Raw genomic sequence first — 13,626 nt, 5'->3', positions numbered from 1 at the left:
GGACCGTCAGTTCACCGTTGGACATATTTGTATGACTATGTCCAGGATCATCAGCATGCGTGGATTCCTGACTTCCTCGATCGGTGCCACCTCGCTCGGCGTCACATGCGCGGCCGCCCTCGCGCTCCCGGCGGCCCTGCCCGCGGCCGCCGCTTCCCCGCGAGCGGAACGGACGGCCGCCACGGGCCGGGTGGCCGAGGCCGCGGTCCCGGGCAGCACCCAGTCGCTGCCCCTCGTCCCCCACCCCCGCGAACGCATCCTCGGCCCGGCCCCCGAGCAGGTCCTGTACAGCGTCGACGTACGGCACTTCTCGCTCGTCGGCGTGGTCTGGGACGACCCGGACGCCGAGTTGAAGGGCCGGGTCCAGGTCCGCAGCCGGTCCTCGGCCACCGGGCAGTGGTCCGACTGGCAGGACCTGGAGACGCACAACGAGGACCACGGCGCCGACCCGGGCACCGAAGAGCGGGCCTCGGGCCGGGTGCGCGGGGCCACCGCACCGCTGTGGGTGGGCGACTCGGACGGCGTGGACGTACGGGTGCGCCCCGACTCCCCGCAGAGCACGGCACCCGGCGCCGCGGGCGGCCGTACCGGCGACTCGGCCCCGGCCCTGCCGGCGGGGCTGCGCCTGGAACTCGTGGACCCGGGGGACGGGGAACCGCCCCGGGTACCGTCCGCGGTCACGCCCCACCCCGGCTCGTCAACAGGAGAGACGGCCGCCGCCTACGAGGCCGACGCCGACTTCGCGCCCTTCGGCGCCCTGGAGATCCCCGAGTTGAGCCGGCGCGACACCGAGCGGGAACTGAGCCGTCTGCAGGGGGGCGGCCCGAAGGTGAAGCCCCACATCGGACCGCGCCCGCGGATCGTGACCCGCCGCGGCTGGGGCGCGGACGAGAAACTGCGCGGCCACGGCTTCGTGTACACGAAGAAGGTCAAGGCGGTCTTCCTGCACCACACGGCCTCGGGCAACAAGTACACCTGCGCCCAGGCCCCCTCCGTCATCCGCAGTATCTACCGCTACCACGTCAAGAGCATGGGCTGGCGGGACCTCGGCTACAACTTCCTCGTCGACAAGTGCGGAACCCTCTACGAGGGCCGCGCCGGGGGCGTGGCGAAAGCGGTGCGCGGCGCCCACACCCTCGGCTTCAACAGCAACAGCATGGGTATCGCCGTGATCGGCAGTTTCGGCACGGCCAAGCCGTCCGGTGCCGCGGTGAAGGCCGTCGCCCGGCTCGCCGCGTGGAAGCTCGGGCTCTATGGGGCCAATCCGCGCGGAAAGACATATCTGACGTCAGGCGGTGGCAATCTGTACCCCAAGGGGAAGAACGTACGACTGAACGTGATCTCCGGCCATAAGGACGGGTTCGCCACCACCTGCCCGGGCAAACGGCTCTACGCCAAGCTCGGCACGGCCCGTTCCAGCGCAGCGCGGTATCAGGGGCGCTGAGGGCGGGGAGGCATGCGTTCACCGCCGTCGGGGGACGAGTGGGGGAGGCGCGGGGGCGGCAGGGGGGCGGTCGGGGGAAACCGTACGCCGATCTCGCGGGACACCGCACGGCCATCGAGGGCACCGTCGCACGGTCTGCATACACTGGCCGGCCGAAACGAGTAGTTCGACCGGTCCCGGCAGGAAGCAGAGACGACAGGTGACAGAAGCGATCCTCCTGGTCGGCGGCAAAGGCACCCGGCTGCGTCCGCTCACGGTCCACACACCCAAGCCCATGGTCAGGGCGGCCGGCGTGCCGTTCCTCACGCACCAGCTGGCGAGGGCGAAAGCGGCGGGCGTGGACCACATCGTCCTCGCGACGAGCTACCTGGCCGAGGTCTTCGAGCCCTACTTCGGCGACGGCGCCTCGCTCGGACTGCACATCGAGTACGTCACCGAGGAGGAGCCCCTCGGCACGGGCGGCGCCCTGCGCAACGTGGTCTCGCGGCTGCACTCCGGCCCCGACGACCCGGTCCTCGTCTTCAACGGCGACATCCTGACGGGCCTGGACATCAGACGGCTCGTGCGCACCCACGAGTCGACCGGCGCGGATGTGTCCCTGCACCTCACCAAGGTGACGGACCCGCGGGCGTACGGTCTGGTCCCCACCGACGGGACGGGGCGCGTCCTCGCCTTCCTGGAGAAGCCGCAGACGCCGGAGGAGATCGTCACCGACCAGATCAACGCGGGGGCGTACGTCTTCCGCCGCTCGGTCATCGACACGATCCCGGCGGGCCGGCCGGTCTCGGTGGAGCGCGAGACGTTCCCGGACCTCCTGTCCGCCGGAGCCCATCTGCAGGGGATGGTCGACTCCACCTACTGGCTGGACCTCGGCACCCCGGCGGCCTTCGTGCGCGGCTCCGCCGACCTGGTGCTCGGGCGCGCGCCCTCCCCGGCCGTCCCGGGGCGCTGCGGGGACCGCCTGATCCTGCCGACGGCCAGCGTGGCGCCGGACGCGAAGCTGACGGGCGGCACCGTGGTCGGCGAAGGCGCGTTCGTCGCGGAGGGGGCGCGGGTCTTCGGCTCGACGATCCTGCCCGGCGCGGTCATCGAGCCCGGCGCCGTCATCACCGACTCCCTCATCGGCACGCGTGCCCGGGTCGGCGAACGTTCCGTGCTCACCGGGACGGTGATCGGCGACGGTGCGGTGGTCGGCCCCGACAACGAGCTGCGGGACGGCGCCCGTGTGTGGTGCGACGCCCGCATCCCCGCAGGCGCGGTCCGCTTCTCCTCGGACCAGTAGCCCTGCCCTTCCCGCACCATCAGCCCTGCTCTCCTTGAACCGATGGTCCCGTTCTGCTCGGACCATCAGCCCTGCTCTCCTCGAACCGATGGTCCCGTTCTGCTCGGACCATCAGCCCTGCTCTCCTCGAACCGATGGTCCCGTTCTGCTCGGACCGGTGGTCCTGTTTTCTTCGGACCAGTAGCCCTGAGGGCGGCCAAGGGGGCCGTCCTTGGGGGCTGCGCCCTCCGTCCCCGGCCCGTCGTACCTGCGCAACCGCGGGCAGTCGTGCCGCTGGGGCGGCACGGGTGGGCGCGGCGGCACCCCGCAAGCGCGGGCAAGCGACACCCACCCCCGGCCCGCCCCGACACCGGGCAACCGTCAAGCACCCAGCCCTCAAGCACCCGGCCGCAGCCCGGCCGTCAAGCACCCGGCCGCACATCTCACAGCAGCCCGATGTCCACCCGAGGCATCTTCGGCGCCCTCCGCGCCGGCCCGTTCCCGCTCAACAGGATCAACCGCGCCGCCCGATGCCGCTGCCCCGCATACGGCTCCAGCAAGCGCAGCATCTCCGCGTCGTCCGCATGACGATCCCCGGCCAGCGCCCACCCCACGATCCCCGGCAGATGCAGGTCCCCGACCGTCACCGCATCCGGCGCCCCATGACTGCGCTGCACCACCTCCGCGGACGTCCACGGCCCGATCCCCGGCACGACCTCCAGCCGCGCCTGAGCCTCGGCCGCCGGCATCCCCACCGCCTGCTCCAGCCGGGCGGCGACCCGGACGGCCCGCAGAATCGTCGAGGCGCGTTTGTCGTCGACCCCGGCCCGATGCCACTCCCAGGACGGAATCAGCGCCCAGGTCCGGGGCGCGGGCATCACCCACATCGGCCGCTCGCCCGCCCCCGCGGGCCCCGGCGCCGGCTCCCCGAACCTCCGCACCAGCAACCGCCACGCCCGGTACGCCTCGTCGGTCGTGACCTTCTGCTCCAGCACCGACGGGATCAGCGACTCCAGTACCAGCCCGGTCCGGGTCAGCCTGAGCCCCGGCCTGCGGTGCCGCGCCAGTGCCACCACCCGGTGCCGGGGCACGAACGCGTCCGGCTCGTCGGCCGCACCGAGCAGCTCCGGCAGCTGCTCCAGCAGCCATTCGGCCCCGGGCCCCCAGGCCTCCGCGCGCACCTCACCGTCGTACCCGTGCACCCGTAGCGTCCCGGGCCCGGCGGGCGTCCGGGCGGCCCGCCACACCGAACCGTCCCGCGTCCCGCGGAACGTCGGGTCGGCGGGCCCGCGCCTGAGCGGCCCCAGCACCAGTCCCAGGTCGAGCGGTCCGTCCGGCACCCACCGCCGGGACCGGGCCGGGGCCGTGGCCTGCCGCGGCACTCCGGCGGGCAGGGCGACCTCCCCACCGCGCACGGTCGTACGGGTGGGGCGCGGAGCGAAGCGTCCTGCCACGGGATGAGGTCCTAGGGGTGCCGGTGCCGAGAGGTCTGCCCCCGGTGCCGGGGGTCTGTCCTATGAGACTAGGGGAGGCCCGACGGCCGTACGGGCTGCTCGTCGCAGAAGAGACATGTCGTACGGGACACGCCCCGTATGAGACGTGCGTCGTGCGGGACAAGCCTCGTACGGGACACGCCCCGTATGAGACGTGCGTCGTACGGGACAGGCCTTGTACGGGACACGCCCTGTACGGGACGCGCCCCGAACGGGACAGTCACCGCACCTCGATGAACGCCTCGGCGTCCCGCTGGGGCCGCGGTCCCGGCTCTCCCGAGGGATGCCCGACGGCCACCGCGCCCATCGGGTCCCAGTCGGCCGGCAGCGCGAGCACCTCACGCACCACGTCCCGGCAGAACATCGTCGACGACACCCAGGCCGAGCCCAGCCGCTCCCCGGCCAGCGCGACCAGCAGGTTCTGCACACCCGCGCCCGCCGCGACGACGAACATCTCCCGCTCGGCGCCGTCCCGTCGCGCGTCCCCGTAGGTGTGCGAGCCGTCCATGACGAGACAGGGCACGACCAGGAAGGGCGCGTTGCGCAGGACGTCGCCGCGCCGGATCCGGCGGGCGACGGACTCCTCCGTCCTGCCGTCCCGCCGCAGGTCCGCGATCCAGGCGTCCCGCATCGCGTCGAGCAGCCGGACCCGCGACTCCTCGGACTCCAGCAGCACGAAGCGCCAGGGCGTGGTGTGGTGCGGCGCCGGAGCGGTCAGTGCGGCGGCCACCGCGCGCCGCACCGCACCGGGATCGACGGGCTGGTCGGTGAAGGCCCGCACGGTGCGCCGCTGGGTCACCGCCTCCCGGACCGCCTCGGAGGTGCCGAGCCGGAACATGTCGTCCTGCGCGGAGCGCACCAGCGCCCGCGCCCCCTCGCCGTCCTCCTGCGCCACCACCTGGGGCAGGCCGCGCACGACGGCGACCGGCAGCCCGGCCGCCTTGCCCTTGACCAGGTCAGCGGCGGCGGCCAGCTCGTCCGCGGTGGCGACGACGGTGGCGACGAGCGGATTGCCGTACGCGTCCGTGCCCCCGCGCAGATCGTCCAGCACCCGCACGCCGGCGGCGCCGATCGCCACGTCCGTGAGCCCCGAACGCCAGGGCCGCCCGAACGTGTCGGTCACGACGACACCCACGTTGACGCCGAGGGCTTCGCGCAGCCCCTCGCGGATCGCGCGCGCGGACGCGTCCGGATCCTCGGGCAGCAACAGGACCGTTCCGGTGGGGGTGTTGGAGGCGTCGACACCGGCGGCCGCCATGACCAGGCCCTGCCGGTTCTCGACGATGCGCAGCGTGCCGCGCCGGGCCACCACGCGCACGGTCTCGGCGTCGATCGCGCCTTCCCGGTCGGCCGCCCGGACGATCCGGCCCTCGGCCTTGGAGACGATCTTGGACGTGACGACCAGCACGTCCCCGTCGGCCAGGCCGGGCTCGGTCGCGACGATCAGCTTGGCCAGGTCGTCGCCGGGCTGCACCTCGGGGATCCCGGACAGGGCCCGGACCCGGTACTCCGGGTTCTCGGGACGCTCCTCGCTCACGCTCCCCGCACCTCCTCGGCCAGCGCCAGCGCCTCCCGCGCCATCTGCGCCGTGGCCTCCAAGTCGGTCATCATCAGCGGTACGGCCCGGCAGCGGATCCCGGCCGTCTCGATCCGCTCGACCGCGCCCACGTCCACGGTGTCGACCAGCCAGCCGTCCAGCAGCCCCGAGCCGTAGTGCTCGGCGACCGCGGCGGCGGTGGACTCCACGCCGACCGCGGCCAGCACCTTGTCGGCCATCCCGCGCACGGGCGCGTCCCCGACGATGGGGGACAGGCCCACCACCGGCACGCCGGCGTCCGCGATCGCCTCCCGGATGCCCGGCACGGCGAGGATGGTGCCGACGGACACGACCGGGTTGGACGGCGGGAAGAGGATGACGTCCGCCTCGGCGATGGCCTCCAGGACCCCCGGCGCGGGCTCGGAGTGCTCGGCGCCGACCGGCACGACCGCCTCGGCCGGGACCGACGCGCGCAGCCGTACCCAGTACTCCTGGAAGTGGACGGCCCTGCGCTCGCCCTCGCCGGAGTCGCCGTCGGGCAGGGTCACGGCCACATGGGTCTCCACGCGGTCGTCGGTCATCGGGATCAGCTTCACGCCCGGCTTCCAGCGCTCGCACAGCGCCTCGGTGACCGCGCTCAGCGGATAGCCGGCCCCCAGCATCTGTGTCCGCACGATGTGCGTGGCGAAGTCCCGGTCGCCGAGCCCGAACCACTCCGGGCCGACGCCGTAGGCCGCCAGTTCCTGCTTGAGGTGGAAGGTCTCGTCGGCCCGCCCCCAGCCCTGTTCCTCGTTGATGCCGCCGCCCAGCGTGTACATCACCGTGTCGAGGTCCGGGCAGACCTTCAGCCCGAAGAGGTGGATGTCGTCGCCGGTGTTGCCGATGACCGTGACGTCCGCGTCCGATACGGCGTGCTTGAGACCGCGCAGGAACCGGGCACCACCGATGCCGCCTGCCAGAACCACAATGCGCATGGGCCCAAGTCTGGCAGGCGGCTACGACAATGCGTCAGGCGGTCGACCGCTCGTTCAGGCGGTGACCGCGCGCGGCTCGGTGCGCGCCTGGCAGTCGGGGGAGGCGTGCATCGGCATCTCGGTCAGGCCCGGGTAGTAGACGTGCAGGCTCGCCGCCGGCTCCAGCGCGTCGTTCACCACCTCGTGCACGTACCCCGGCGCGAACACCCGCTGCGCGCCGGTCTGCAACGCGCGCGTGCCGCGCTCGGTGCGCTCGGTCAGCGCGCCCTCCAGCACGGTGAGCAGGCCGGAGGAGCGGCCGTGGTCGTGCAGTCCGCTGCCCTGCCCGGGCACCCAGGACAGCAGCCACACCTCGTAGCCGGGGCCGGTGCGCAGCCGGTGGTACCAGCGGGTGGTGGCGTCGTAGCGGACGAGATGCGCCCACTGGGAGCGGTCGGCGGCGATGGCACGGGCGAGGCCCGCGAACTCGGCGACGGTGGCCGGGTGCTCGCGCGGTGGTTGGAGCAGGTGCGGGACTTCGAGGATGTCGCCGGCGATCTGGAGGTCGTTGTCGCTGTTCATCGGGTGCTGTGATTCCTCGGCGGAAGAGTGGGGCCCTGAACTGGGGTCCTGCAAAGGAGGGAGCGGCCGGGTCGGAGGACCGGGCGACAGCTGGAGCGGGTCGGCTCAACAGCTGGAACAGCAACAACAGCTACAGCGAACGTGGGCAGCACCGAGGGACCCGGCGGTGCGGGTCGAGGTGAGCGCCAAGTTCGCGAGCATGCCCACTAGGACATCGGCTCACACGCGCACTGTCAACTCGGCGCCCGGTATGTGGGACATGTTTCACCTCATCCGGTTCATCTGTCAGGTGAAAGGTTTGTGCATCTAGATCCCCGGACACATGGCGCACAACCGAGCGCTCGGGCCCCGCGGAACGCGATCGAACGCAGGGACGTCCTTCTTCGTACAGAGACCTGTGCGGGATGCGCCGCCCTTCCGGGTCTCATCTGCGTGCTGAGGTTTATGGCGATTTGAACACTTTCCGCATGGCCTTGGTTCCGCAGAGTGAATAACGGGCTCAATAGCAGATCTCGGCTTGACTCGCCCGGAGCAGCACACTTGTAATTTCACTCGTGTCGTTCAGCCGAAATCGGTAACGGCTACGCACGGGGACGCGAAAGACAGACGAGGGGCGCACATGACCGAGCTGGTGCAGCAACTGCTGGTCGACGACGCGGACGAGGAACTCGGCTGGCAGGAGCGCGCGCTGTGCGCCCAGACCGACCCCGAGTCCTTCTTCCCCGAGAAGGGCGGCTCCACCAGAGAGGCGAAGAAGGTCTGTCTCGCCTGCGAGGTGCGCTCCGAATGCCTCGAGTACGCCCTTGCCAACGACGAGCGCTTCGGTATCTGGGGCGGTCTGTCCGAACGTGAGCGCCGCAGGCTGAAGAAGGCCGCCATCTGACCGGCCTCTGACCGCTTCTTCGCCGCCGTCTTACCGAACGGCGCGATCTTCTGCACACAGGGCATGTACACGGCCCGTCGCCGGTGGGTTATCCACAGGCGGCGGGCCGTCGTTATGCCCAGCCGATAGTGTGGTCGCTCGTCCGAGACGCCCCGCTGTCCCCTCGGGGCACAGGCGTCCACCGCAGTCCATCGAACCGGGGCCCGTACCTCGATGTCCGTGCACAGCCATACGGCAGCCCAAGACGGAGCTGTCATCCCTGAGTTTCCGCGTCATGTGGTGACCGCGGTCCTCGTCTCCCACGACGGCGCCCGCTGGCTGCCCGACGCGCTCGCCGGGCTGCTCGGCCAGGAGCGCCCCGTCCAGTACGCGGTGGCGGCCGACACCGGCAGCGCGGACGACTCCGCGCAGCTGGTCTCCGAGGCCCTCGGCGACGACCGTGTGCTGCACCTCGCCCGGCGTACCGGCTTCGGCCAGGCCGTCGAGGAGGCGAGCCGCATCGCGCCCGTCCTCACCCCTGACGAGCTGCCGTACCTCAGGCGCCCCAGCGGCTGGGACCCCGTCACGCGCTCATGGCGCGACGACGCCTACGACATGCCCGAACTGCCGCACGGCGAGCCCGTCCAGTGGCTGTGGCTGCTGCACGACGACTGTGCCCCCGAACCGGACGCCCTCGCCCAGCTGCTCCGCGTCGTCGACAACGAACTCGAACTGGGCCGCGACGACGTGGCGGTCGTCGGCCCCAAGCTGCGCGGCTGGTACGACCGCCGGCAACTGCTGGAGGTCGGCGTCTCCATCGCCAACTCCGGCCGCCGCTGGACCGGCCTGGACCGCCGCGAGCAGGACCAGGGCCAGCACGACCACGTCCGCACGGTGCTGTCCGTCTCCACCGCCGGCATGCTGGTGCGCCGCGACGTCTTCGAACAGCTCGGCGGATTCGACCGCCGGCTGCCCCTGATGCGCGACGACGTCGACCTGTGCTGGCGCGCCCACGCGGCCGGCCACCGCGTCCTCGTCGCCCCCGAGGCCGTCGTACGGCATGCCGAGGCCGCCTCCCGCGAGCGCCGCACCGTCGACTGCGTGGGCCGCACCGCCGCCTCCCCGCACAAGGTCGACAAGGCCGGTGCCATCTACACCCTCCTCGTCAACACCCGCGGCGCCGGGCTGCCCTGGGTGCTGCTGCGGCTCGTCCTCGGCACCCTCCTCAGGACCGTCGCCAGCCTCGTCGGCAAGGTTCCCGGCCAGGCCGTCGACGAGATCCGCGGCCTGCTGGGCACCCTGCTGCGACCCGAGCGGATCCTCGCCGGACGCCGCCGGCGCGGACCCTCGCAGATCGACAAGGGCGAACTGCGCCAGCTCTTCCCGCCGCCCGGCGCGACCGTCCGCGCCACCGTGGAACAGGTCGCGGGCAACTTCTCCGGCGGCTCCGACACCGACACCTCCTCGGCCGGCCGGCACGGCGGCGCCGTGGAGTCCGGACCCGGCGGCGACGACGCCGACTTCCTGGAGGTCGAGCAGTTCGCCCGGCTCAAGCGGATCGCCCGCAAGCCCGGCCCGGTGCTCTTCCTGGCCCTGCTCCTGGTCTCGCTCACCGCCTGCCGCGCCCTGCTCGGCAGCGGCGCCCTCGCGGGCGGGGCCCTGCTGCCCGCCCCGGCCGGCGCCGGCGACCTCTGGTCCCGCTTCGCGGACGCCTGGCACCCGGTGGGCGCGGGCGGCACCCCGTCCGCACCGCCCTACCTCGCCGTCGTCGCGACCCTCGCCTCGATCCTGTTCGGCTCCACCGGCCTCGCGGTCACCGTCCTGCTCGTCTGCTCGGTGCCGCTGGCCGGCGTCACCGCCTACTTCGCCTCCCGGCCGCTCGTCACCTCCCGCCTGCTGCGCGCCTGGGCCGCGATCGCCTACGCCTTCCTGCCCGCCGCCACCGGCGCCCTGGCCGGCGGCCGTATCGGCACCGCCGTCCTCGCCGTGCTGCTGCCGCTCATCGCGCGCGCGGGCATCGCCGCCGCCGGCCTGGGCAACGCCTCGGGGGCACGCGGCAGTTGGCGCGCCACCTGGGCCTACGCCCTGCTGCTGACCATCACCACCGCCTGCACGCCGATCGTCTGGCCCATCGCCCTGATCCTCGGCCTCGGTGTGCTGGTCCTGCGCCGCAGCGACCTCGTCGCCCACGGCCTGCGCTTCCTCGCCCAGCTGGGCACCCCGCTGCTGGTCCTCGCCCCCTGGTCGCTGACGCTGCTGCCGTTCGGCTTCTTCCAGGAGGCCGGCCTGGACTACGGCCCCTCGGCCGCCTCCGCCGTCGACCTGCTCGGCGCCAGCCCCGGCGGCCCCGGCACCGTGCACGGCCTGATGCTCATCGGCATCGTCCTGGCCGCGCTGGCCGCACTCCTGCGCTCCGAGCGCCGGCTGGGCATCCGGACCGCCTGGGCGGCCGCCCTGGTGGCCCTCGTCTTCGCCGTCCTGTCCAACAAGTCCACCTGGGCCGGACCGGCCACCCTCGTCTACGGCATCGCCCTGCTGGCCGCCGCCGCACTCGGCGCCGACGGGGCACGCGCGCGCGTGGCCGAGCAGAGCTTCGGCTGGCGCCAGCCCGTCGCCGCCCTGATCGCCTTCGCCTCGGCCGCGGGCCCGCTGCTCGTCGCCGCCGGCTGGATGATCGGCGGCGCCGACGGCCCGCTGGAGCGCCGCGACCCGGTGCAGGTGCCCGCGTTCGTGGCGGAGGACGCCACCACCGGCGACCAGGCCCGCACCCTGATCCTGGACAGCGACTCCACCGCACGCGTGCGCTACACCCTCGTACGCGGCTCCGGCGCCCGCATGGGCGACGCGGAACTCACCGCCGCCGACGGGGAGAACACGAAGCTCGACAAGGTCGTCGCCAACCTCGTCGCCGGCTCCGGCGCCGACCAGGCGAGCCAGCTCGGCGGCTTCGCCGTGCGCTACGTCCTCGTCCACAAGGGCGCCCCCCGCGACGTCACCCGTGTCCTGGACGCCACGCCCGGGCTGTCCCGCCTCAGCCAGCAGCACGGCAGCGCCCTGTGGCGCGTCGACCAGCAGGTGTCCCGCGCCACCGTCGTATCCGCGGACGGCTCCGGCCCGGCCCGGTCGGTCGCCGCCGGGCCGGTGGAGATCCACACCACCGTCCCCTCGGGCTCGGGCAGCCGCGTCCTGCGCCTGGCCGACGCCGCCGCCGACGGCTGGACGGCCACCCTGGACGGCAAGCCGCTGACCCGCACCACGGTCGACGGCTGGGCCCAGGGCTTCCAGCTGCCCTCCTCCGGCGGCAGGCTGGACGTCACCTACGACGCCCCGATCACCCACACCGCCTGGCTGTGGGCCCAGGGCGCGCTCGCCGTCGTCCTCGTCGTCCTCGCCCTGCCCGGCCGCCGCCGCGACATCGACGACGACCTCCCCGAGGAGCAGCCGCTGCCCGCCCAGGCCACCGCGGGGGAGGGCCGCCGCGCCCGCCGCCTGCGCGCCCAGGCCGAGGAGCCGGCCGACCAGGAGCAGCCCGGTGTGCCGCCGCTCCCCGCCGAGGCCCCGGCCGCCGTCCCGCACCAGCAGCAGTACGCGGACTGGGACGCCGCCGCCTACCAGGGCACCGAGTACACCGACTACGGAGCCGACCAGTACCAGGCCGCCGGCCAGTACCCGCCCGGCGGCTACGACCAGCAGGCGTACCAGCCCGACCCCTATCAGAACGCCCAGTACGACCAGAACGCCCAGTACGACCCCTACGCCTACGGCGGTACGGCCGACCAGCTGCCGTACGACCCGACGGCCTACCAGCAGGGCTACGACCCGGCGTACGACCCGGCCCAGCACCCCCACGGCACCGGCAGCGAGCGCCCCGACGGGAGCCAGCAGTGAACCGCACCACCCTGTCCCTGATCGCCGGTACGACCGCGCTGGCCGCCGTCACCGCCTTCGCCGCGCTCGACACGCCTTCCGCGTCCGGCGCGGGCCCCGCCAAGGCGGCGGCCGCGCTGCCCGTGGAGCGCACGAGCCTGCTGTGCCCCGCGCCGAGCATCTCCGACATCGCCGACACGTCGTACACGTCGTTCACACCCGTCACCAAGGGCGCGGGGAGCGGCGGCAAGGCCGAACTCCAGGCGGCCACCGAGCAGTCGGCGGACGGGACGAGCAGCACCGGCAAGAGCGGCAAGGACGCCAAGAAGAAGCCGGACGATCCGGTGCTCACCCCCAAGGAACCGGGCACGCCGGCCACCGGCGACACCTCCGGTGCGGACACGCCCGCGCTCGTCGGCACCGCCGACGGGAAGTTCGCCCCCGGCTGGACCGTCCAGGAGACCACCGAGGTCGCCGCGGGCACCGGCCGTGGCCTCCAGGGGGTCAACTGCACCGCCGCCGACACCGAGTTCTGGTTCCCGGGCGCCAGCACGGCCGCCGACCGCACCGACTACGTCCACCTCACCAACCCGGACGACTCCGCCGCCGTCGTCGACATCGAGCTGTACGGCAAGGACGGCGCGATCAAGTCCACGGTGCCGGACGGCTTCACGATCCCGCCGCACGCGAGCAAGCCGATCCTGCTCTCCACGCTCACCGATCAGCGGCAGACCGACCTGACCGTGCACGTCAGCGTGCGCAGCGGACGCGTGGGTGCGGCCGTGCAGGCCCTGGACGACAAGGTGGGCGGCGACTGGCTGGCCGCGGCCGACGACCCGGCCGGCAGCCTGGTCCTGCCCGGCATCCCGAAGGACGCCACCGACGTCCGTCTGATCGCCTTCACACCCGGCGACGACGACGCCGACCTGAAGGTGCGCCTGGCCTCGCCCGACGGTCTGATCACCCCGGCCGGCGGCGAGACCCTGCACCTCAAGTCCGGCATGACGACCGCGCTCGACCTGCGTGACGTGACCCGCGGCGAGGCGGGCTCCCTGGTCCTCACCCCCACCGACCAGTCGGTCCCGGTCGTGGCCGCCCTGCGGGTGACCCGGGGCAAGGGCGCCAAGCAGGAGACGGCGTTCATCCCCGCCACGGCACCGGTCGGCACGCGCGCGACCGCGGCCGACAACAGCGGCAGGACCGCGACCCTCTCGCTGACCGCCCCCACCGGCACCGCCACGGTCAAGGTCACCGCCTCGGCGGGCACCGAGGGCGGCACTCCGGCGTCGAAGACCTTCACGATCAAGGCGGGCACCACCCAGGACCTCGACGCCCCCGTCCCCTCGGGCCTGAAGGGCACGTACGCCCTCACGGTGGAGCCCGTCTCCGGAGCCCCGGTCTACGCCGCCCGCACCCTCTCGGCCACCGAGGCCGGAGTCCCCGGCTTCACCATCCAGACCCTCCCCAGCGACCGGGGCCTGGTCTCGGTGCCGGAGACGGACGAGGATCTGTCGATCCTCCAGAAGTAACCGCACACACAGCCGGCGCCGACTGCCCGGCGCGGCCGGTTCGTACCCACGTACTCGGCTGCGGGCAGTCGTGCCGCCGGGGCGGCTCCCACGCGGCA

Annotated in this window: 9 protein-coding genes; 5 read left to right on the top strand and 4 right to left on the bottom strand. The window is 73.2% G+C overall.

Annotation, left to right across the window (positions count from 1 at the left end):
• Positions 1-37 precede the first annotated feature (37 nt).
• Both ACZ7P3_RS26710 and manB read left to right on the top strand, forming a co-directional pair.
• Complete coding sequence (locus ACZ7P3_RS26710) at positions 38-1,444, top strand: peptidoglycan recognition protein family protein (RefSeq protein WP_472085580.1); 1,407 nt, start codon at positions 38-40, stop codon at positions 1,442-1,444.
• 199 nt (positions 1,445-1,643) lie between these two features.
• Positions 1,644-2,726 carry a mannose-1-phosphate guanylyltransferase gene (manB, locus tag ACZ7P3_RS26705; protein ID WP_472085579.1) on the top strand — a complete coding sequence of 361 codons (1,083 nt, stop codon included), beginning with the start codon at positions 1,644-1,646 and terminating at the stop codon, positions 2,724-2,726.
• Between the two features lie 422 nt (positions 2,727-3,148).
• Here manB and ACZ7P3_RS26700 read toward each other — a convergent pair whose 3' ends face one another.
• The 4 genes from ACZ7P3_RS26700 to ACZ7P3_RS26685 all read right to left on the bottom strand — a co-directional run bounded on the left by ACZ7P3_RS26700 (position 3,149) and on the right by ACZ7P3_RS26685 (position 7,270).
• Positions 3,149-4,159, bottom strand: a complete 1,011-nt coding sequence (locus ACZ7P3_RS26700) for a DNA-3-methyladenine glycosylase family protein (RefSeq protein ID WP_472085578.1) — start codon at positions 4,157-4,159, stop codon at positions 3,149-3,151.
• Positions 4,160-4,418: 259 nt separating this feature from the next.
• Positions 4,419-5,735, bottom strand: coding sequence for a coenzyme F420-0:L-glutamate ligase (locus ACZ7P3_RS26695; protein ID WP_472085577.1), 1,317 nt, complete (start codon positions 5,733-5,735; stop codon positions 4,419-4,421).
• Positions 5,732-6,709, bottom strand: coding sequence for a 2-phospho-L-lactate transferase (gene cofD / locus ACZ7P3_RS26690; RefSeq protein ID WP_472085576.1), 978 nt, complete (start codon positions 6,707-6,709; stop codon positions 5,732-5,734). Before cofD ends, ACZ7P3_RS26695 begins: the two co-directional genes overlap by 4 nt.
• Positions 6,710-6,763: 54 nt before the next feature.
• Entirely contained in the window at positions 6,764-7,270 is a 507-nt protein-coding gene (locus ACZ7P3_RS26685) for a cysteine dioxygenase (protein ID WP_472085575.1), read from the bottom strand.
• 619 nt (positions 7,271-7,889) lie between these two features.
• Between ACZ7P3_RS26685 and ACZ7P3_RS26680 the strand changes: the two genes are divergently transcribed.
• From ACZ7P3_RS26680 to ACZ7P3_RS26670, 3 genes are all read left to right on the top strand, one after another.
• A complete protein-coding gene (locus tag ACZ7P3_RS26680; protein ID WP_010986447.1) occupies positions 7,890-8,153 on the top strand; it encodes a WhiB family transcriptional regulator in 264 nt (87 codons plus the stop codon).
• A gap of 213 nt (positions 8,154-8,366) precedes the next feature.
• Complete coding sequence (locus ACZ7P3_RS26675) at positions 8,367-12,020, top strand: glycosyltransferase family 2 protein (RefSeq protein WP_472085574.1); 3,654 nt, start codon at positions 8,367-8,369, stop codon at positions 12,018-12,020.
• Entirely contained in the window at positions 12,017-13,528 is a 1,512-nt protein-coding gene (locus tag ACZ7P3_RS26670; RefSeq protein WP_472085573.1) for a DUF5719 family protein, read from the top strand. The genes ACZ7P3_RS26675 and ACZ7P3_RS26670 overlap by 4 nt, the downstream gene beginning before the upstream one ends.
• Positions 13,529-13,626 lie beyond the last annotated feature (98 nt).

Source organism: Streptomyces sp. NPDC107581 (assembly GCF_055657175.1).
Note: the sequence above shows the minus strand (reverse complement) of the source record. Positions and strands in the feature narration are given on the sequence as shown.

What these genes read in the sequence shown, in the direction of transcription:
- ACZ7P3_RS26710 (WP_472085580.1), top strand. Translation starts at nt 38, where the DNA reads ATGTCCAGGATCATCAGCATGCGTGGATTCCTGACTTCCTCGATCGGT.
- cofD (WP_472085576.1), bottom strand. Translation starts at nt 6,709, where the DNA reads ATGCGCATTGTGGTTCTGGCAGGCGGCATCGGTGGTGCCCGGTTCCTG.
- ACZ7P3_RS26685 (WP_472085575.1), bottom strand. Translation starts at nt 7,270, where the DNA reads ATGAACAGCGACAACGACCTCCAGATCGCCGGCGACATCCTCGAAGTC.
- ACZ7P3_RS26680 (WP_010986447.1), top strand. Translation starts at nt 7,890, where the DNA reads ATGACCGAGCTGGTGCAGCAACTGCTGGTCGACGACGCGGACGAGGAA.
- ACZ7P3_RS26675 (WP_472085574.1), top strand. Translation starts at nt 8,367, where the DNA reads ATGTCCGTGCACAGCCATACGGCAGCCCAAGACGGAGCTGTCATCCCT.